Source organism: Acetobacter sp. P1H12_c (genome assembly GCF_018811975.1).
GTDB lineage: Bacteria > Pseudomonadota > Alphaproteobacteria > Acetobacterales > Acetobacteraceae > Acetobacter > Acetobacter persici.
The window spans coordinates 41,385-62,106 of record NZ_JACRVR010000017.1; the positions used below are offsets into that span (position 1 = coordinate 41,385).

Below are 20,722 nucleotides of genomic sequence, written 5' to 3' on the forward strand. Positions count from 1 at the left end.
GCTCATGGCCTACGGTTTTATTCTGGATGATCACACATCCTTTTCCGCATGGCGGCCTCTGGCTCGCCAGTGCTTTCTGGCAGACCGCGCGCCGGAAGAAATTGAATGGCGCTGCGCCTCGGCCGAAACGACGCTGTTTGATACGCCTTTAGTCGCCCCAACCCCAAAAGCGGGCGCACAGCCTCCGGTTTTGCGGAGCAACTGCCTCGCCCTGCTGCGCTCCATTCTGCGCCATGCGGACCAGACACGCTTTGCTCTGGCCTATCGCATCCTCTGGCGCGCGCAGACAGAACCGGCTCTGGCCAGCATCGCGACAGACCCGGACATTGCCCGCGCCCTGTACATGCACAAACAGGTGCGGGAAGATACGCATAAAATGACCGCCTACGTCCGCTTCCGTGAACATGGCGCGGCACAGGCAGGCCGCCGCTCCTTTTATGCGTGGTTTGAACCGGACCATTACGTTCTGCCCAGTGTGGCACCGTTTTTTTCAAAACGGTTTGTGGATATGGACTGGGTGATCCTCACGCCCAAAGGCTCACTGGCATGGAATGGGGAGACCTGCGCCTTCAGCCCCACGCCCTGCGCCAAACCCAGACTGTCGGATGATATCGACCAGCTCTGGCAGACCTATTACGTTTCCACCTTCAACCCGGCGCGTATCAAGACCAAAGCCATGCTGTCTGAAATGCCGCGTAAATACTGGAAAAACCTGCCAGAAACCCAGCTTATTCCGCAAATGCTGGCCAACGCCCCGGCCCGCGTTGCGGCCATGGCCGCACAGCAACCCCGCCCGGCCCCGGCCTTCCACCACCGCCTGCAGGAGCGCCGGGCATCAGCATTCCGGGAAGTTCATCGCAAGCCCTCCGAGTGAGGTTTCCTTGTAACGGTGGTTCATATCCCGTCCGGTCTCGGCCATGGTCTGCACCACCTGATCGAGCGAGACGCGATGTTCTCCATCCCCGCACAGCGCGAGAGACGCCGCGTTAATCGCCTTGATGGCCCCAAACGCATTGCGCTCAATGCACGGGATCTGCACCAGCCCGCCCACCGGGTCACACGTCATGCCCAGATGATGTTCCATGGCAATTTCCGCTGCATTTTCCACTTGTGCAGGGGTAGCACCCAGCACAGCAGCCAGCCCCGCCGCCGCCATGGAGGACGCAACCCCGACCTCGCCCTGACACCCGACTTCCGCGCCGGAAATAGAGGCATTCAGTTTGAACAGGCTGCCCATGGCGGAGGCTGTCAGCAGGAAATCCCGCATCCCCTCCACCGTGGCCCCCGGGCAGTAATCCCGATAATAGCGCAGCACCGCTGGCACCACGCCCGCCGCGCCATTGGTCGGGGCGGTAACAACGCGCCCTCCGGCAGCATTTTCCTCATTCACAGCAATGGCAAACAGGCTCACCCAGTCCATAATTTCATGCGGCAGGTTGCTGTTGCGCCGGTCCTTATCCTTCAGCCGTTCATATAACGCATGCGCCCGCCGCTGCACCCGCAGCTTGCCGGGCAGGATACCGGCCTGCGCCACGCCGCGTTCAATGCAGTGCATCATGACAGAGGCAATATGGTCCAGATGCGCCACAACCTCGGCCGCGGGACGCAGGGCGCTTTCATTCTCCAGCACAATCTGCGCAATGCTCAGGCCGGTTTTTTGCGTGAGCGCCAGCAGGTCCGCACCAGAACGAACATCATGCGGTACATCCGGCAGAGCATAGGAACTACTGTCCGCAGCCTCTTCTGACACAATAAACCCGCCCCCTACGGAGCAGAAGCGCGCGGTGCGCAGCAGGGTGCCGGTCTGATCAAACGCCTCAAACTGGAGCGTGTTGGGGTGTTTGGGGGGGTGGGTTTCCTTATCCAGAACAATATCCGTCTCCGGCGCAAACCGCACCGGCGGCAGGCCGCCCCGCGCCGGAAGGCACCCCTGCGCCCGCACATGCGCAACCATAGCGTCCGTCTGGTCCGGCCTGACGGTTTCCGGATGTTCCCCGCACAGGCCGAGAATAACCGCCTTGTCCGTCGCGTGGCCGCTGGCCGTCCATGCCAGAGAGCCATAAAGCGTGACGCGGATGTGCGCGACCGGGGATGCGCCGCCCGGCTGGCCCGCATCCGGCTCCGCACAGGCCTCCATAAATCTGAGCGCTGCCCGCATTGGCCCCACTGTATGGGAAGAAGACGGCCCGATACCAACTTTGAAAATATCAAAAAGACTGATCATACCGCGCGTTGCTCTTCCCCATGCCAGACGCCGCCTGTGCCGCGTCCTGCTACCATACGCAAGCGGCTGCTTTTTTACACCTCCGCGTGAAGAGCCCCGTTGATTTTCCGGGGCGGGCTCAGGGCACATGTTTCCTGCTATTCTGATTTTGTTATTTTTCTTATTGTAGCCCCTCTTATTTTCATCATTCCGGAAAATATGCCCATGCTGCCTCTGCGTTCCTTCTCCCATTGCCCGGTTCTTCAGGCGTGAGGCAGCTTCTGGTCTCCCTCCTGCGCGCCCCTTTCAGCGCGGCAAGACTGTATCTGTTTTTCGCCAGCCTGATGGTCGTGATCAGCGTTTTCTTCACGCCCGAAGGCATGACGCCCGATGAAGGACCGCATTTTTTCCGCGCCATACAGGTCTCGCAAGGCGAGCTGACGGGGATGCGGAAAGGAAACCAGAGCGGCGGGATGATCCCCAGTTCCGTGCTGCCCGCCCTGATCTCCACAGTCGATCTGATCGGCCACCCGGAACGGCATTTTTCCATCACGTCGTTTGATCAGGCGTCCCGCATCCCGTGGAGCCAGACCTACGACTTTATCGATTTCAGTAACGTCGCCATTTATGCGCCGGGGGGCTATCTGCCGGAAGCCCTCGCTATCCGCATCTCCCGCCTCACCGGCCTGTCCGTGCTCCAGACGTTTTATGTCGCCCGGCTGACAAACGGATTTGTCACCATCCTGCTCTGCACGGCCGCCATTGCCCTCAGCCGCCGCGGAACAGCATGGCTGCTTGTGCTTGCCAGCCTGCCCATGACGCTCAATCTGGCGGGCTCCTGCTCGCATGATGGTATTCTGATCGGCCTGGCCGCTCTGGCCGCCGCCATTCTGACGCGCCATACCGCCGCATCGCGCTGGAGCACAGGCAACTGGCTTGGCCTCAGTGTCCTGTTCGCCCTGCTTGCCATGGCCAAGCCGCCCCTGCTGCTTGCGGCCCTTCTGCCCGCGGCGTTTGCCCGCCGCAATGCCCTGCGCCCGCTCCTGCCGTTTACCCTCAGTCTGCTGGCAACGGCGGTGTGGTATATATGCGGAATTGCCCCCTTCAAGGTGCAGTTTCTGGCCCAGACGGGGGTGTCCGATAGCGGGCAGATCCGCTGGATGCTGCTCCACCCCCTCAAAACACTCGCCGTCACCTTCCATACGCTGGCGCTCTATGCACCGGCTTTTGCCTGCCAGATGATCGGCCGTCTGGGCTGGCTGGATACCCCGCTCAGCAAACAGTTTTATGTGCTGACCGCGCTTGTTCTGGTACTGGCGTTTCTCTCTGGCGCCCTCTGGAAAGGGGCCGCCGCTGCCCGGCAGGAGACGCGCAGCGTGCTGGCAACACTGGCCATTATGGCCGCCAGCAGTCTGGGCATCATGCTCTCGCTTTACGTGATCTGGTCCCCCGTGGGGAGTGACGTCATTTCCGGTATTCAGGGGCGGTATTTTCTGCCGCTGCTCCCCTTCTGTGCGCTCCTGCTGCCCGCCATGCCGCAGGCGGGCAGGCTGGCGCCGGGCCTTGCGCGCCACCAGATTTCCGTAGCTCTGCTGGCTGTATTTCTCAGCATTGATGCCGTCACGCTCGGCCAAGCCCTTCTCGCCCGGTTCTGGTAGCACCCGTTCCGGGAGAGCCAGTTCCGGAAAAACAAATCCCGTGCCTCAGGGCACAGGGGGCGGTACCGGGTCCACTGTCAGGCGCTGTTTGCTGTTGAGCAGACGCTCTGCTTCATCCTCACTCGCCACCGCAGGCGGAGACCCACGCAGCGGCAGGCGGGCCGTCTCACGCACCGTCAGCATGGTAAGCGCGCCTATCAGCGCCGCCGCCATCAGATACCACGCGGGCATATCCAGCATGTTGGTCTTTTTCACCAGCCAGGCCGTAATCAGCGGCGTCGTGCCCCCAAACAGGGAGACCGAGACGTTGAACGCAACGGACAGCGCCGTATAGCGCACCGGCGTATAAAACAGCGCAGGCAGGGTGGAGGGCATGGAACTGGTAAAACAGACCAGCGCCAGACCGAGCAGCATCAGACCCCCGAAAATCCCGAAATCATTCCCGCTGCGGATAAGATGCAGGCTGGGGATAGCCAGTAAAAACAGAGCCACACACGCGCTGATCACCATCGGGCGGCGGCCCAGCCTGTCACTAAAGTACCCGCCCAGAATATTCAGTGGCATCATCAGCACCATGACCAGAATAATCAGCAGCAGGCCTTTGCTTTCCGGGTAATTCAGCGTGACCGTCATGTAGCTGGGGATGTAGGTCAGCAGCATATAGTCCGTCACGTTAAAGACCAGCACCAGCCCGATACATTTCAGCAATTGCCGCCAGTGCACCGTCAGCAGGGCACGCCAGCCCGGCTTATCCTGCTCACGCTTTTCAGCCTGTTCCGCATAGGCCTGAAAAGCCGGTGTTTCCTCCAGTCTGGTCCGCATATACAGGCCAATCAGCCCCAGCGGCCCGGCCACCAGAAACGGAATACGCCAGCCCCAGCCCAGCATGGCGGCATCACTCAGCAGAAACTGGAGCGCGATCACCGCACCAGCCCCGGCAATATAGCCTGCCAGTGTGCCAAATTCGAGCCAGCTCCCCATCAGCCCGCGGTTCCGGTCTGTTGAGTATTCGGCAATAAAGGTCGCCGCGCCGCCATATTCCCCGCCGGTGGAAAACCCCTGCACCAGACGCGCCAGAAGCAGCAGAATGGGGGACCAGACGCCAATCTGCCCGTAAGAGGGAATAAGCCCGATGCAGAACGTGCCCAGCGCCATCATGATCATGGTAATGGCCAGCAGCTTCTGCCGCCCATACCGGTCCCCCAGCGGGCCAAACACCGCGCCGCCAACCGGGCGCACCAGAAAGGCCACGGTAAATGTCGCAAAGGTGGAAATAAGCTGCACCGCCGGATCGGCCGAGGGGAAAAACACTTTCCCCAGCGTGACGGCAATATAACCGTACACACCAAAATCAAACCATTCCATGGCGTTGCCCAGAGCCGCAGCGCCTACGGCCCGCCTGAGCATATCGGTATCCACAACCGTAATATCGTCAGGTGTCAGATTTTTCCGGCGTTTGAACCAGCCGAAATGCGCGTGAGAGTCGTGCTGATCGCTCATGAAAAACAAACCTCTCCGCCTGTTTTCAGGTCTTTTTTACGAGGGGATTTTGGAGTGTGTCCGTCACTATCGTCCTGTGTCATGGCTGCATAAATACACAGCCATGCCCGGAATGTCGAAAAAACAGGACGAGAGCGTTAATAAGCGCAGGAAATCCGGCCGCCGATAAAGCGTGGCTCTCCGGGGATGTAAAAATAGGTTGTTGTGGCCTGCCCGCCGCTTTCCGCAAACCGGCGGTTCAGGATATTGCGGGCATACACCGTCGCCTCCCACCGCCCGGAAGCGGAGCGGAAGGACACATGCGCCCCCAGCAGGAAATAGGGCGGCAGACGATAAAAGCCGGTGCCGCCGGGCGTTATAGCCTGACTGCCGCGATACTGCCAGTCCGGCCCGAATTCCAGCGTATAGGCCCGCGCCAGCGGCTGCCGCCATTCGGCTGATCCATTGAGCGTCAGTTTGGGCTGGCCGTTATCCACGCCGCCAAAATTATCGTTAATGGCTTTCCACACGCCATGCTGCGCATAATAGGCGTTGGTTTTAGCGCGGTTCACGGTCGGGAAATCCTGAAAATTCCCGCGCTGCCAGCCAAGATTTTGCGTCAGATGCAGATGGCTGAACGGGTGCGCCTCAATGGTGCCCTCAAACCCCCAGCTTTCAGATTTCGGGGCATTGGTAATCTCGCTCAGCGGCCCGTAATTGGGGATCAGCACCGTGCCCAGAATCTGCTGGTTGTGAAAATCATTGTAAAACGCTGCACCGTTAATACGCAGCCGGTCCGGAATGGGGTCGGCTTTAAATCCGGCCTCATATGTCAGCACCGTTTCCGGTTTGAAGGGGTCAAGCTGCGCCTGAATCTGGGTGTTGTTGGCGGTAAACCCACCGGGTTTGAACCCCTTGCTCATTTTATAATAAACAAGCGCGTGCCGGAGCATCTGCCAGGACACGCCAACCTGCCCGGCAAACTGGTCGGACGTCGTGCTCTCACCATGAAAGTTCTGCGTCGCCCCGCCAAAAATCTGAGACCGCAGGCCGGTAATCGAGCGTTCATCCCGCTCATGCAGCAGGCCGCCCCAGATCATCACACCATGCGGCAGCCGGTAGCTCAGATGCCCAAATTCCGAAAGACTTTCCTGATTCAGGCCAAACGTGGTGGACATCATATAGCCACGCGCGGGCCTGTAGTCCGTGTAGTCAAAAAAGAACCGCTGATCCATGCGCGTGCGCTGATAATGCGCACCCACCACCCATTGCAGCTTATCCTGCGTATTGGAGGAATGGAGCCGCAGTTCCTGCGTAAAGGTGTTAGCGTCAATCGTGCGGTACGTATCCGCCTGAGAGAGCACCGTGCCGTCCTGATCGGTGTATTCGCCCTGCCGTTCCGTCTCAAACGCGCTGATGGCGCTTAGCGTCAGCGGGCCGAAATCATGGTCGATATGCAGATCGGCACCCCAGAACTGATTATGTTCACTGGGTTTAATTCCGGCTTTACGGCCAATCAGTTTTGCAAATTGCGGGCGGGAGGACCATTCCGCCTGCTGCCATGAGGCCATGTCCGGCAGGGCCTGCGTGCCAATCAGCCGGTGCACCGGCACGGCGGTGACCACCTCACTGTTATCCTGCGTAAAATGGCCACCCAGAAGAATGGTGGTGTGTGCGTCCGGCTTCCAGCGCAGTTTGCCGCGCAGCGCCCAGAGGTCCGCATCGCCCAGATGGTCGCCGTTCAGCGGGTTGGTCTGCCAGCCGCCGCCATGCTGGGTCTGCCCGGCCAGACGGAAGCTCAGCCCCCGCGCCAGCGGGCCGGAGACATAGGCCTCGCTCCGGCTGCGGGCGTAGGAGGCGATGTCCTGCGTGGCGCCAAAATGCCATGTGTCCGTCGGGTCATTGGTGTGCAGATGCACTTCCCCGCCCGTGTCCGACTGCCCGTGTTCCGTGCCCACCGGGCCGGGGGTGACGCTTGCTCCTGCAAGGTCAAACATCATCCCGCTGGTCATGGACGAATACGGAAAGGCGACATCATCTACATAGGTGAGCACCGGGGCCATGTTGTTCTGCGTGAAGTCATTAAACCCCACCCCGCGCAGATAGAAATTGGTGGAGGCCGTGCCGTTAATGCTCTGAATGGTCAGGTTGGGGGCAACACGCTCCAGCCCGCGCAGCGTCACCACGCCACGTTCGGTCAGCCGTTCCGCCGTAATGCGCGTTGTGGCATCCGGGATGTGCTGTGCTTCCTGATACGCAAAATCATGCCGCCGCGCACTGACATCCACAGCCGTTGTCTGCCGCGCCACCACCGGGCCGGGTTTGGCCCGTGCGGACCGCCGGGCAGCCGGACCAGACGCACCCTGCCCTGCCCGCCCCCGCGCGCCGCTGTGCGCCGGGTTATGTCCGCCGCCCTGCGTCCGCCCGGACTGCCCTGAAGCGGCAGTCGGGGCGGCCACAACAGGGGTCACGCCCGGCACCGCGCCGGAAACGTCCTGCGGCTCAGCCTGTGCCGCAGCACACCAGACAGGCACCATTCCCACCATGCTCAGCGCCGTGCCGAGCCTGCTCAACCGTCTGGTTGCGCCTGCTCTCCGTAGGGAGACAATTTTTTGAGCATGGTAGAAAATAAGACCGCTCCTTCATGATCCTGAACACGCGCAGACTGAGTGGAGCCAGCCCCTCTGCCCATCAGGCCGCCAGATACTGCAAAGCGGGCGGCCAGCCTCAGCCACCCCGAAAAACAGCCTTCCTATGAAGGCAGCTCCCCCGCTCTTGCAAGTCTGGAATGGCGTATGGGCCATCTTTTCGCGCAACAGTTACATAAAGGCGTCACATCCGGACGCGGGTTTAATACCCCCGTGCCGGGTCATACCGCAGCGGCACATCCTGCCCCTGCTCCAGCGCCCGAATAACCTGAGCCACATACTCCGCGCGCGAGGCGCGTGAGGCTTCCGCGGCAATATGCGGGGTCACGAGCACACGCGGATGCGCCCATAAAGGCGAGGACGCAGGCAGCGGTTCCTGCTCAAACACATCCAGCACGGCGGTGTGCAGGGTCTTGTCATTCAGGGCGCGCAGCAGGTCCGCCTCCACTACCAGTGGCCCGCGCCCGACGTTAATCAGCCCGGCCGGTTTACGGAGCTGCGCCAGCACATCATACGTCACAATCCCTTTTGTTTCCGGCGTTTCAGGCAGCAGGCAGACCAGCGTGTCGCACCCCTGCAAAAAGCGGTTCAGGCCTTTGGTGCCCGCGTAGCAGGTCACACCCTCCAGCGTTCTGGCATGACGCGCCCAGCCAGAGACCTGAAAACCCGCCCGCACCAGCCGCGTTGCCACCGGCGCACCAAGGCTGCCCAGCCCCATCACCCCGACTTTCATGTCGCCCGACGTCCGGGCGGCACCGGTCTGCCGCGTCCAGACCTTTTCCTGCTGCCCCGTGCGCCAGAGGGGGGCATCTCGCAAAATGGAAAATACCGCCCAAAGCACGTAATCTTCCATCTGCTGTGCGGGCAGTTCACCCCCCATGCGGATCAGGGGCACTGTTTTCGGCCAGTTCGGGTCACAGGTAATATGGTCCACGCCGACGGCGGCACTCAGAATAGCTTTCAGATTGACCATTTTTGCCAGCCGCCCCGGCTCCGGCTTCCATACCAGTGCGTAATCCACATGGGCCGGGTCCACCGCAGGATCATTCCAGTCCCGCACAGCCAGCGAGGGCATGAGGCGGGCAAACAGGGCTTTCCATTCCGGCAGGGCGGCAGCGCCCCCGCTTTTAATGACAAGACAGACCATGCCCGACACTCCCCTTTTCCATAAAACTGAGACCACACCACCGCAATGACCCAAACCAACCTGACCGCGCGCAGCAGGTTGCATTCTCACCCGTCATGTGATCACAAAACTCACCCGCCACACCAGTCACAACGCATTGCGCCCATAAAAAAAACCGGCCCCGCCCTGATCAAACGGGCGGAACCGGCTTTTTAAAACCTCTGATGGCTCAGGCTGGCTTTTTACAGACCAGCCGGAACCGCACTGTTATTTGGCAGTATTATTTGGCAGCATCATCCAGTGCATAAGCGCGGATATAGTCGCCAGAGCGGGTGCCAAGGCCACCATGCCCGCCAGCCGCAATCAGCACATACTGTTTGCCGTTGACAGAGTAGGACATGGGCGTTGCCTGACCACCAGCGGGCAGACGGTCACGCCAGATCACCTTACCTGTAGCAAGATCAATCCCGCGCAGATAATCATCCGCCGTGGCACCGATAAAGACCATACCGCCCTTGGTCACAATGCTGCCGCCAATGTTATACATGCCCGTGGGCAGCGGCAGGTTGTTGTGCGTGCGGAAAGGCCCGGTGTCCCGCGTGGTGCCAATCGGGTGCTGCCAGATGATTTTCTTCGTCACCAGATCAATCGCCGTCATGGTGCCCCACACAGGTCCTTTGCAGGGGATCTGAAGCGGGTTCAGCCACGGGTTGGTGTAGGCCACATACGGGGTGCCATAATCCGGTGAGATCGCCAGAGCGTTGCCTTTCGGCGTGGGCTCATTGCCTTCACCATTCCATTTGGGCAGAGCACCGCTTTCTTCCAGAGATTTCCGGTGGTCCAGCTTGATACGGAACGGCAGATAGCTGGCGTTGGCAAGCAGAACCTTGCGCACAGGGTCAACCGTCGCACCCTGCCAGTCTACAATACCGTAGAAAGCCGGATAAACAATGGTGGTTTTTCCAACATGCGGCGGCGTGAACTGCCCCTCATACGCGGAGGATTTAAACTGGATACGGCAGATAAGCTGGTCCAGCAATGTTGCCCCCCACATGTCCGTCTCTTTCAGATCCGGCGGGGTGAGAGACGGCATGGCAACCGGGTACGGCTGGGTGGGAGACACATGGTCATCCGGCGCAACACCAGCGGTCGGAACCGGCTTTTCTTCAACCGGATAGCCCGGAACAGGCTGGCCGGTCCGGCGGTCGAGCACAAAGAATTCGCCGCGCTTGGTGCTCTGCACCAGTGCGGGAATGGTCTCGCCATTCGGGCCGGGCAGATCAACCAGAGACGGACCAGCCGGAATATCCATGTCCCACAGGTCATGGTGTACGGTCTGGAAAGTCCATTTCCGCTCGCCGGTTTCAATATCCAGAGCAATTGTGGCGCTGGACGTTGCTTCATCAAACGGACGGCGTGAGCCACCCCAGTTGTCGGGCGGGGAGTTGCCGGTCGGGATATAGAGCAGGCCGAGTTCCGGGTCTGCCGTGTAAACGCCCCATGCGTTGGGGGTATCACGCGTCAGTTCATCATTCGGGCCGGGCTTCCAGTTTTCCGGCGTATGGCCAGCATCCCATGCCCATGCGAGTTCACCCGTCAGGGGGTCAAACGCGCGCACCGCGCCAGAGGGTTCAAAGTTGGCCTGGTTATCCATCACCCAGCCACCCAGCACCACGCGGTCCTTCACCACCAGCGGCGGAGAGGTGACGAAGTGGAAGCCAAGCGGCACATTGCCCAGATAGGTGCGCAGGGAAATGGACCCGTGATCCCCAAAGTCATCACACGGCTTGCCGGTTTCGGCATTGACCGCCACCAGACGCACGTCCGCCGTCGGGGAGAAAATCCGCTTCGGGCAGGATGTCTGCGTGCCTTCGGGCGCCTTGTAGAAGGACACACCACGGCAGGCCAGATACACGTTGGCCGCAACATCCTTTTTGTCGGGATGCGGGTCATACGTCCATTTGATCTTACCCGTTGCGGCGTCCATCGCCACAATCCAGCTATGGGGGGTGCACATATACAGGGTATCGTCCACCTTGATGGGCGTCACCTCAAGGTTGAACTCATGCCCCTGATCAGGCCCGGCCACAGCGGCCTCACCCACACGGGCGGTATCACCCGTCTGGGTCTGCCATGCCAGTTTCAAGTGAGACACATTCTGCGGGGTGATCTGCCCCAGCGGAGAATACCGGTCCCCGTGTGCGGTGCGGCCATAATAATGCCAGTCTGCATCGGCAATATTGTTATCCGTCTCGGCGGCCGGGTCTGATGCCGCCATCCGCTCGGGGGCCAGCGTGCCGTTGATGGAGTAGGACGTAAAGCAGCTTGCCAGCAGCACCACGCCCGTTACGGCAACGCTGCCCAGCAGAGCGGCTTTATCGGCCAGCCAGCCGCGGCCCGTGGCCCATACGGCCGGTACGAGCAGCCACACGCCAAACACCAGAAAGGTGATCAGGCGGACTTCAAGCCCCCAGATATCCAGACCCGTTTCGGCCAGCGCCCACACAAGGGTCACCAGCATCAGGGCGGAATAGACAAGGGGGGCCGCTTTCGGGCGCGCAACGCCCAGAACGCCCGTGATAATCAGGACAAGACCGGCCAGAACGTAGAACAGCGAGCCACCAAGGACTGCAAGCTGCCCACCGGCAATGGCGAGGTACAGCCCCACCAGCCCCAGCGCTACACCGGTTATAAGCCCTAATGACCTGGATAAGGTCGGCTTCATGTTAACCTCACAATTTTCAGAAATGAACGTCAGACTCTTGGAAAAACTTCTGTGATATGCGTGCCCTCTTCCCTCTCTTTTTTGCGTTCTGATATCCCTTGCTACTGATCATTCATTCAGACAAGTCTTAAATAACATTCATGTGACTAATGAAAGAATCACAGGTTTGTGACACGCTCTCTCTTCAAAAAAACTTCATGAGTGGGGCTGTCATTCCACCGCGCTGGCCCAAGGCACAGGCCGCGCTGTGTAAGACCTGTTTGAAACCATGACCAGATAAAAAGTGCCGCCTGCATGATCAGCTCCCCTCTGCCCCACCTGTTCAGGTCAGAAATCTTTCGTAAAAACCTTTCCTCCACAAGTCTTTTCCATATTCGCCCTGCCGTATTTTTTCTGGGTCTGGCTAGTCTTTCCGCACGGCCCCATGCGCAGGCGGCGGATATCCCTCTGGCCATTATCGGCCCGCATGAATACGATCTTCCTGTTGATTTCAAGCCTTTTAACGTGCTGGTCCAGTATGGGGACGGCAATGCCGCCGGGCTGAGCTATAACAGTCAGGGCGCGCGCAAGCCGGTGGGTGGCAGCCACACATGGGCGGGCATGACAAAATACGTGCATTTCAGGAGTTTTGACGCAATCCCGCATGTGGGCTTTGCGTTTGAGGTCATTCAAACCGAATCCTACACGCTGGCCAACGGGACCAATTATGGCGGCCTTGGCGGCACCATCAGCGGTCCGGCTGTGTGGTTCAAACCCAATAAAAACAGCACCTTCGGTATTCAGACCTTTTTACAAACCCCAAGCGGCACGCGGGACTCACTGGCCACACATTACTGGTCCAACCTGTCCAGCTTCATGTTTGACTATGAATGGAAACATTTCAGCTTTGATGGAGACCTCGGCGCGATTGTCAACATGACAAAACATGTTGACGGGCAGCATAGTTATAAGCCCGGCACCACCTTCCACAGTAACCTGCGCTTTAGCTGGAAAGCTCACCGCGTCGTGGAACCGTTTCTGGCGTTTGACTGGCAGAATACCGCCGCCACGCGGGACAGAACCGTGCAGAACTGGATTGATAATTCCAGCAGTCGGGAGGTCGCAATGGGCGTCGGGGCCATGTTTACCCTCACCCGATCCATCAGCCTGACCACACGCTATTCCCACAGTGTGGAAGGCCGGAACACACCGGAAACAAACGCCTATTATATGAAATTTGTTTATCTGTGGTGAAACTATCAGAGTTCTGCTCCAGCGCACGCAGCCGGCGGTTCACACAGACCATCGTTTTTCACCAAGATTTTTTTTCAGAGAAAGCAGTCTGAATTCTTAAAAAATTCAACACTATTGAACTCAAAACAGTTTGTTAATCCGGGAAACTTTCACGAATCGTACCCGACCTGATTCTCAGGCACTCCGGCCCTTCGTCTTCCGCGCCCCGGACCGGCGGGACAGATTTTCCTCACGCCTCCTTTTTCGCTCTCGACATCCAACGTCCCCGTGCCACTTCGCTCAGTCCTGTCCTAATTCAGCAGTTCTGCACGTTGAACCAGTTCCTTTGAGGCCAGTTTTTTCGGACACGTTCATTCGGGCCAGTCCTTCCGGCCCGCTCCTTAACGTCGGGTTTGCTATCATCCGCCCCCCCCGGTGCTGTACCCCTGTCCCGTGCGCTTGTCCCGCGCCACTGTCTCATCCCCTTGCCTCACACCCATTGTTCTCACGCCCCCCACGCGGCCCGGCGGCAATTGCTCTCACACCCACCGTTCTCATGCTCCCGGCCCCACATCCTCACCTCCCCGCCCGCACGGCCCGGAGGCAAGCGTGGTCAGGCTGGCGCAACCCCCGGAAAGCCCATGATTTCAGAGGGTAGGCATTTCCGGCATGGCATGCTTTTATCCTCACACCGGAACAGTCTGTTCCACAAATATAACGGGGGGAGGGTTCAGGCCCGCACCGCCCGTACTGGATAATAGGAAGACCTCATGACCGTTCGCCGTCATGCCAAACTGTCACGCCGGGTGGCTCTGCTGCTGTCCGCAGGCCTCGGCCTGAGCAGCGTTGCAGGCATTGCCCGCGCAGAAACCGCCCCGCAGGCAGCTGCCCCCGCCACCGTTCCGCAGGCCTCCTTCGGCACCTGGGGTGTGGACCTCGCCGGGCGGGACACCGCAGAAAAGCCGGGCAACAACTTCTTCAAATACGCCAACGGCACCTATCTGGACCACCTGACCATCCCGTCAGACATGACCAGCTATGGCCCGTTCAATGCGCTGGCTGAACTCTCCCGCACGCGGGTGCAGACCATCCTGAATGATCTCTCCGCTCACCCGGTCAAGCACCCCAAGAGCATTGAGGAAAAGCTGGGCACCTTCTACGCCTCTTTCATGGATGAAAAATCCATCGAAAAGCAGGGCATCAAGCCCATGAAGGATGATCTGGAAAGCATCCAGAAAATGCTGGACGCCAAGGCGTTTGCAACGCTTTCCGGCACGGCGTCCGCCAACTTCATGACGTCCCCCTTCTCTCTGGGCATCAACCCGGACGCAAAGGACCCGACGCACTACGCGCTGGGTGTGGATCAGGCTGGTCTGGGCCTGCCGGACCGTGATTATTACCTGAAGCCGGAATTCGCCGCCAAGCGCGCCGCCTATCAGACCTACATCACGCAGGCGCTGACGCTGATCAAATGGCCGGAACCGGCCAATGCCGCCGCCGCCATTGTGGCGTTTGAAACAAAGCTGGCGGAAGTCCACTGGGCCCGCGCGGACCTGCGTGACCCGCAGAAAACCTACAACCCCATGACGGTGGACGCCCTGAGCAAAGCCGCTCCGGGTTTTGACTGGGTTGCCTGGCTGACGGCCGCTGGCCTGCCGACAGAAGGGCTTGCAAACCGCACCGTGATTGTGGGGGAACCCACCGCCATTACGGGTGAGGCCGCCATTCTGGCCAAAGCCGATATCGGCCTGCTTCAGGCATGGCAGGCGTTCCATACGGTTGAAAACGCAACACCCTACCTGCCGGATGCCTTTGTGCAGGCCCGCTTTACCTTCAGCAAGGCCCTGTCCGGCCAGCCCGCGCTGCCCGTGCGCTGGAAGCGCGGCGTGCAGGCCACCAGTGCCGCCATGGGCATGGCTCTGGGCAAGGTCTATGTGGAACGCTACTTCCCCGCGGAAAACCGCACCGCCATGCAGAAGCTGACGGGCGACCTGAAAGACGCCTTCCGTATCCGCCTCCAGCACAACACATGGATGAGCAAGGAAACGCGGGAAGCCGCCCTGCGCAAACTTGAAAACTTTGAAGTGCAGGTGGGCTACCCGAACGAATGGCGGGATTATTCCAGCCTGAACGTGAAAAAGGGTGACGTGTACGGCAATGCCAAAAACGGCGTGGCGTTTGAGTGGGATTACTGGCTGGCCCGTCTGGACAAGCCGGTGGACCGGAACGAATGGGACATGACGCCCCAGACGGTCAACGCTTACAACAACCCGCTGTTTGATCAGGTCGTGTTCCCCGCCGCCATCCTTCAGCCGCCGTTCTTCAACCCGCAGGCCGATGCCGCCGTCAATTACGGGGCCATTGGCGGGGTGATTGGTCATGAAATGACCCACTCCTTCGATGATGAAGGCCGTCAGTTTGACGAACATGGCCGCCTGCGTGACTGGTGGACCAAGGCCGACGCCGCCCGCTTCCAGAAGCTGGCTGACCGCCTTGGCGCACAGTATGATGCGTTTGAGGTACTGCCGGGCGTACACGTGAACGGCAAGCTGACCATGGGTGAGAACATTGCGGACCTTGGTGGCCTGACACTGGCTCTGGATGCGTATCATGCCTCCCTCAACGGCCAGCCTGCGCCGGTGATTGATGGCCTGACGGGTGACCAGCGCGTGTTCCTCGGCTGGGCCCAGGTCTGGCGTGAGAAGCTGCGGGACGATACGGTCAAAAACCTGATCGTGACTGACCCGCACTCCCCGCCGCAGGCGCGTGTGAACATCCCGATGCATAACATCGATGCCTGGTACAAGGCATGGGATGTCAAACCGGGTCAGGCTCTGTATCTGACACCGAAGCAGCGCGTAAAAATCTGGTAATAAACCCGTTTTTAAACACGCCTGAACAGAGGGCGGCTCCTTATGGGGGCCGCCCTTTTTTTGCCTGCCCTCCCGGCATCCGGGCGGCCTATCCCCATGCCACCCGCACCCCGAACATAGCCGCGCAACGTGCCGCCAGCACACGGATTTTCCGCACCCTGCCCCCACCGACAGGGTCTATTTCTGGCCGCCCGGATCTGGTCGGCCCGAACACCTCCTGCCGCGCAACCAGCCACTCCGGCAACGCCCCATACCCGCCGCATGGACCGACCGAAACCGGCCCCGGACCGGCCCCTGCCTTGTTTCCCGCCCCCCCGTCCGCTAACCATAAGGCAAGAACGGTCGCGCAACAGAGCTGCTGGAGCGGGGCCGGAGACCGCCACAGGTCACCCCCCGTCCACGGAAAAGAGCCGCCGATGCCCCACACACCGCACCGCCCTCATCCCGCTGCCGCCGCTCCCACGCGCCGCCATGTTGTGCAGGGGTTAGGCACCGGAGCCGCAGCCCTTGCCGTCAGCAGCATAACGCCCGCACAGGCCGCCGCGGACCAGACTGGCACGGCAGCACGCGCCAGCGACGCAGCGACACCTGTTCATCCCCGTTCATCCTCGGCACCCGATGCACCGCGTTTTTTCAACCCGGAGCAGTTTGCTTTTCTGTGCGCCGCGTGTGAGCGGATTTTCCCTGCCGATGCCAGCGGCCCCGGCGCACTGGCCCTTGGCGTGCCCCACTTTATTGACCAGCAGATGGACACACCGTGGGGCCGTGGAGAACTCTGGTATATGCAAGGCCCACACCGTACAGACGCACCAGCCAATCTGGGCTACCAGCTTCCTTACAGCCCGCAGCAGATTTACAAAACCGGTCTGACAGGCGTCATTGCATGGGTGCGGCAGACGCATCAGGCGGCGTTTGAAACACTGACGCCAGACGTGCAGGACACCATTCTGACCGCACTGGAACAGAACGCCACACAGTTTGCTGGCCAGCCCGCCCTATCGCCCGTTCCTTTACCCGCCTCTACATTTTTCGAGCAGCTCCGCTCGGATACGATTGAAGGCGCATTTGCCGACCCTCTCCACGGTGGCAACAGACATCTGGCGGGCTGGGTGATGATGGGCTTCCCCGGTGCGCGGGGTGACTATATGGACTGGGTAGACCGGTATGACACCCCATACCCCTACGGCCCCGTCTCCATTACCGGGGAGCGTGCTGAGCATGACTGACAAAACGCTTCCCCCCGTGGATGTTGTGGTGGTTGGCAGCGGCTGGGCTGGCAGCATCATGGCCAAGGAACTGTGTGAAGCCGGTCTTTCCGTTGTGATGCTGGAACGCGGGCAGCGGCGCTCAACCGCGCGGGACGGTGCTTACCCGTCTTCTCTGGATGAGCTGGAAGGCGCTGTGCGCTACAAGCTTTTTCAAAACCCCGCGCAAACAACAGTGACCGTGCGCAACCGGATGGATCAGGAGGCTGTGCCGTATCGCCGGCTGGCGGCGTTCCTGCCGGGAGCAGGCGTCGGCGGGGCGGGCCTGCACTGGACAGGCGTGCATTTCCGCGCCCCTCCGCAGGACCTCCGCCTGCGCAGCCATATTACGGAACGCTATGGCCGCACCTTCATCCCCGAGGGCATGAACCTTCAGGATTACGGCGTCACCTATGCGGAACTGGAACCGTTTTTTGACAAAGCGGAGAAAGTCTTCGGCACATCCGGGGAAGCCTATACCGTAAACGGAAAAACTACTGGCAAGGGCAATGTGTTTGCGCCTGACCGCTCGGATGATTTTCCGCTTCCCGCCCTGCGGGATGTGTATACCGCGCATCTGTTCCGCCATGCCGCAGCGGAGGCCGGGTATCACCCTTACGCCATGCCCGCCGCCAATGCGTCCCAGCCCTATACAAACCCGTATGGCGCGCAGATGGGGCCGTGTAACTTCTGTGGCTATTGCAGCGATTATGCCTGCTACATGTATGCCAAGGCCTCACCCAACGTAAACATCATGCCCGCCCTGCGGCGGCATGAAAACTTCACACTCCGCAGCAACGCGCATGTGCTGAAAGTCCTGCTGGATTCCACCGGCAAAAAAGCGACCGGCGTTGTCTATCAGGATGCCGAGGGCAACCAGATCACCCAGCCAGCGGGTCTGGTCATTCTGGCGGCCTTCCAGTTCCATAACGTCCACCTCATGCTGCTCTCCGGTATTGGTAAAGCGTATGACCCTGTCAGCAACACTGGCACAGTGGGGCGGAACTTTACCTATCAGAACATTACCAACAGCACCGTCTGGATGCCGCCCCCCCGCAGCACGGACCAGTTTATCGGCTCCGCCGGGGGTGTTGCGATCGATGATTTCAACAGCGATAATTTTGACCACGGCCCCCTTGGTTTTATTGGTGGCTCCCCGCTCTGGGTCAATCAGGCGGGCGTCAAACCCATTGCGGGCGCAAAAGCCCATACGCCCGGCGTGCCGCGCTGGGGGAGTGCGTGGAAGAAGGCGGCCATTGAGACCTACCGCCACTCCTTCACCATCAACGCGCAGGGCTCCAACATGGCCTACCGCGATGTGTATCTGGACCTCGACCCCACATGGCGCACCAGCTACGGCCAGCCCATGCTGCGCATGACGTTTGACTGGAAAGATAATGATATCCGCATGAACCGTTACGTCATCAGCCAGCTTGCCAACGTGGTGAAGGCCCTCGGCGCGCAGGATGTGCAGTATGGCATGCGGGAGCCGGGTAAACCGTTTGACGTGCGCGAGTATCAGACCACGCATCTCTGCGGGGGCGCCGTCATGGGCGACGACCCGAAAACCTCTGCCCTCAACCGCTATCTGCAAAGCTGGGACGTACCCAACGTGTTTGTGGTCGGCGCTAACGCCTTCCCGCAGGGCATGGGATATAACCCGACAGGGCTGGTCGCCGCCCTCGCCTACTGGTCCGCCCACCATATCCGCACCCAATGGCTGAAGGGCAATGGCGGCCCGCTGGTGGCGCTATGAAGTATCTCCTTCTCTGCGGCGCGGCCCTTCTCACCAGCCTCACCACCCCCGCTCTGGCAGCAGGCCAGCACGCCCTACAGCCGGGCACATCCCTGCCCGCTCCTGCCAGCCCGGCAGATGCAGCGTCGCGTCCCATTGCATCGCCTGCCGCTACACCGGAGGCCCTGCCATCAGGCATGATACCCCCGGCCTCTCACTCTGCGTCTGATGGCAAGGCCACGCCTGCACAAGCGCTGATTGCCAAAGGCCGCTACATTGCCGCCGCAGCGGACTGCGCGGCCTGCCACAGCATGCCCGGCTCGGCCCCCTATGCCGGAGGCTATGCCTTTCAGCTCCCGATCGGCACGCTGTATTCCTCCAACATCACGCCGGACAAAACCCACGGCATTGGCCGCTGGACAGAAGCGCAGTTTGTCCGCGCCATCCGGGAAGGCGTGCGGCCCGATGGTGCCTCGCTTTACCCGGCCATGCCCTTCCCCTCCTACGCCCGCATGACGGACGCGGACCTGCATGCGCTGTATGTCTATTTCATGCATGGGGTGCAGCCTGTCGCGCAGGCCGTGCGGCCTAACATTATTCCATGGCCCCTTTCCATGCGCTTCCCGCTGGCGGTGTGGCGCTGGGTCTTCGCGCCCTCACCGGACGCCGCACGCAAATCGGCGGAACGCCCGTTCCCCACGCCGGAGATGGCACGCGGCGCTTATCTGGTGGAAGGCCCCGGCCATTGTGGCGCGTGCCATACCAGACGCGGCCTCGCCATGCAGGAAACCGCGCTGACGGCACAGGACGGCCCGCACTATCTGGCCGGGGGGGCGGCAGTTGATGGCTGGACCCCACCCTCCCTGCGCGGGGAACCCCGCACGGGTCTGGGCGCATGGAGTGTGGCAGACCTCACGGCCTTCCTGCGCTCAGGGCGGAATAAACGCGGCAGCGCCTTTGGCAACATGGACACCGCTGTGCATCACGGCACGCAATATCTGACGGATGAAGATCTGACAGCCATGGCGCGCTACCTGAAAAGCCTGCCCCCGGCAGACACCACGCAAGCTGGCTGGGAGCCAGACCCTGCCGCCACCCATGCCCTTCAGGCAGGCGGCAGGCTGACACCGGGGCAGCAGCTTTATCTGGATAACTGCGCAGCCTGCCACCGCAGCAACGGCGCGGGCTATGCTCCGGCCTTCCCGCCGCTGGCAGGTAATCCGGTGGTGCAGAACAGGTCAGCCGACTCCCTCATTCATATTGTGCTGACAGGCGCGACCCTGCACGGCACGGCCGCAGCGCCTTCCGCCTTCACCATGCCCGGCTTTGGCGCACGGCTGACAGATGCTCAGGTGGCCACTGTTGTCACCTTTATCCGTCAGGCATGGGGCAATACGGCTCCGGCTGTGGCGGACACAGACGTCGCGCATCTGCGCAAGACCCTCACGCCCGACACAATGCAAAGCGGGCCGCCAATCCCGGTAGACCCGGCCCCTGTCCGGGCCGATGCCATCCCGCAGCGGCCCGCACAGGATCCCTCGCAGGAAACTGCGCACCCTGCTATGTAAGGCAAATTCGGATTCAGGGTGGCAACAATGCAGAAGCAATGGCAAAATAGCCGCTTCAACCGGTCAGCTTCTGGCGCGGTTCTTGCGGAGGAGAGATCCGGCACTTTATGACGGCGAAGCTCAGCCCTTCTTCGCGCAGGCGGGATGGGCAGGAACCGCGACTGGTTCCTCCTTCCCCACCCGGCACAGCAACCCCCGCCAGCCCGCCGCCTGCCCCGCAGGATGGTGAACGGGACCGGCTGACCGCATCC

Annotated in this window: 12 protein-coding genes; 7 read left to right on the forward strand and 5 right to left on the reverse strand. The window is 60.8% G+C overall.

Going from position 1 to position 20,722, the window contains the following annotated elements; all coding sequences use genetic code 11:
• The first annotated feature begins 4 nt into the window (after positions 1-4).
• Positions 5-874 (forward strand): TIGR03915 family putative DNA repair protein, encoded by an 870-nt coding sequence (locus tag KP699_RS10030; protein ID WP_215762492.1) that lies wholly within the window; start codon positions 5-7, stop codon positions 872-874.
• Here the strand turns inward: KP699_RS10030 and KP699_RS10035 are convergent.
• Positions 836-2,224: an L-serine ammonia-lyase gene (locus KP699_RS10035; protein ID WP_215762493.1), complete on the reverse strand. Its 1,389-nt coding sequence runs from the start codon at positions 2,222-2,224 to the stop codon at positions 836-838. The two genes, KP699_RS10030 and KP699_RS10035, sit on opposite strands and share 39 nt — an antisense overlap.
• A 248-nt stretch (positions 2,225-2,472) precedes the next feature.
• Here KP699_RS10035 and KP699_RS10040 point away from each other — a divergent pair, with 248 nt between their 5' ends.
• Positions 2,473-3,861: a DUF2142 domain-containing protein gene (locus KP699_RS10040; protein ID WP_215762494.1), complete on the forward strand. Its 1,389-nt coding sequence runs from the start codon at positions 2,473-2,475 to the stop codon at positions 3,859-3,861.
• A gap of 45 nt (positions 3,862-3,906) precedes the next feature.
• Here the strand turns inward: KP699_RS10040 and proP are convergent, their stop codons facing one another.
• From proP to KP699_RS10060, 4 genes are all read right to left on the reverse strand, one after another.
• Positions 3,907-5,361 (reverse strand): glycine betaine/L-proline transporter ProP, encoded by a 1,455-nt coding sequence (proP, locus tag KP699_RS10045; RefSeq protein ID WP_212355581.1) that lies wholly within the window; start codon positions 5,359-5,361, stop codon positions 3,907-3,909.
• A 137-nt stretch (positions 5,362-5,498) separates the two neighbouring features.
• Entirely contained in the window at positions 5,499-7,886 is a 2,388-nt protein-coding gene (locus KP699_RS10050; RefSeq protein ID WP_374196924.1) for a TonB-dependent receptor, read from the reverse strand.
• A 304-nt stretch (positions 7,887-8,190) separates the two neighbouring features.
• Positions 8,191-9,135, reverse strand: a complete 945-nt coding sequence (locus tag KP699_RS10055) for a glyoxylate/hydroxypyruvate reductase A (protein WP_215762495.1) — start codon at positions 9,133-9,135, stop codon at positions 8,191-8,193.
• A 259-nt stretch (positions 9,136-9,394) separates the two neighbouring features.
• The gene (locus KP699_RS10060) at positions 9,395-11,839 is read right to left on the reverse strand and encodes a membrane-bound PQQ-dependent dehydrogenase, glucose/quinate/shikimate family (RefSeq protein WP_025828829.1); all 2,445 of its coding nucleotides are present in this window, start codon (positions 11,837-11,839) and stop codon (positions 9,395-9,397) included.
• A gap of 294 nt (positions 11,840-12,133) precedes the next feature.
• Here KP699_RS10060 and KP699_RS10065 point away from each other — a divergent pair, with 294 nt between their 5' ends.
• From KP699_RS10065 to KP699_RS10085, 5 genes are all read left to right on the forward strand, one after another.
• Positions 12,134-13,072, forward strand: a complete 939-nt coding sequence (locus KP699_RS10065) for a transporter (RefSeq protein WP_215762496.1) — start codon at positions 12,134-12,136, stop codon at positions 13,070-13,072.
• A 749-nt stretch (positions 13,073-13,821) separates the two neighbouring features.
• A complete protein-coding gene (locus KP699_RS10070) occupies positions 13,822-15,924 on the forward strand; it encodes a M13 family metallopeptidase (protein ID WP_215762497.1) in 2,103 nt (700 codons plus the stop codon).
• A gap of 416 nt (positions 15,925-16,340) precedes the next feature.
• Entirely contained in the window at positions 16,341-17,150 is an 810-nt protein-coding gene (locus KP699_RS10075; protein WP_252346939.1) for a gluconate 2-dehydrogenase subunit 3 family protein, read from the forward strand.
• The gene (locus tag KP699_RS10080; RefSeq protein ID WP_215762498.1) at positions 17,143-18,924 is read left to right on the forward strand and encodes a GMC family oxidoreductase; all 1,782 of its coding nucleotides are present in this window, start codon (positions 17,143-17,145) and stop codon (positions 18,922-18,924) included. Before KP699_RS10075 ends, KP699_RS10080 begins: the two co-directional genes overlap by 8 nt.
• A gap of 176 nt (positions 18,925-19,100) precedes the next feature.
• Positions 19,101-20,471 carry a cytochrome c gene (locus KP699_RS10085; RefSeq protein WP_215762504.1) on the forward strand — a complete coding sequence of 457 codons (1,371 nt, stop codon included), beginning with the start codon at positions 19,101-19,103 and terminating at the stop codon, positions 20,469-20,471.
• The last annotated feature ends 251 nt before the right edge of the window (positions 20,472-20,722 follow it).